Source organism: Vibrio sp. 1288, from assembly GCF_033344475.1.
The window spans coordinates 1-907 of the sequence record NZ_JAWPOX010000245.1 but is presented as its reverse complement, the minus strand read 5'-3'; the positions used below and the strand labels follow the sequence as shown (position 1 = coordinate 907).

1 protein-coding gene is annotated in these 907 nt (G+C 48.8%); it reads right to left on the bottom strand.

Annotation, left to right across the window (positions count from 1 at the left end):
* The coding region (locus tag R8O11_RS25985) for a tRNA-dihydrouridine synthase (protein ID WP_412035077.1) at positions 1-907 on the bottom strand (907 nt) is incomplete at both ends.

Here is a 907-nt window from a genome sequence, read left to right as displayed (position 1 = left end):
TTCTGTTCAAACAGATCAACTGTATGACCACGTTCAGATAAAGTCGTAGCACAAGCTAAAGCAGCAGGGCATGCGCCTAGAACGGCAATATTTTTCGGCTTGAACGTTGGTTCAACCACAATTTCTGTTTCGTAACAAGCAAGTGGATTAACCAGACAGCTAGCGCGCTTACCTTTAAATACGTTGTCCAGACACGCTTGGTTGCAGCCGATACACGTATTAATAAACTGCGCTTTCTCTTGTTCTGCCTTCGCGACAAAGTATGGATCCGCCAAGAACGGGCGAGCCATTGACACCATATCCGCCTGACCAGAAGCAAGGATTCGCTCTGCTTCATCAGGAGTGTTAATTCGATTACAGGTGACGATTGGCACAGAAACGTGCGGTTTCACCTTCTCGGTTACCCATGTAAATGCACCGCGAGGTACTTGCGTTGCAATGGTCGGAATACGTGCTTCATGCCAACCAATACCAGTGTTGATAATGGTGACGCCCGCGTCTTCCAATCCTTTGGCTAATTCAATCACATCTTCGAACGTGCTGCCCTGCTCGACGAGATCCAGCATCGAAAGACGGAAAATGATGATGAACTTCTCACCCACCGCTTTACGTACAGCTTTCACTATCTCCAACGGGAAGCGCATGCGTTTTTTGTAACTGCCGCCCCAATCGTCATATCGCATATTGGTGCGCTTACAAAGGAATTGATTGATTAAATAACCTTCTGAGCCCATTAATTCCACGCCGTCATAACCGGCAAGTTGAGCGAGTTCAGCGCTGTTGGCAAATGCATCGATGGTCTTTTTGATCTGACGCTCGCTCATTTCACTCGGCGCAAACCTCGCGATCGGCGCTTTAATGCCAGAGGCGCTCTGCGCAAACGGGTGCATCGCGTAACGCCCAGCAT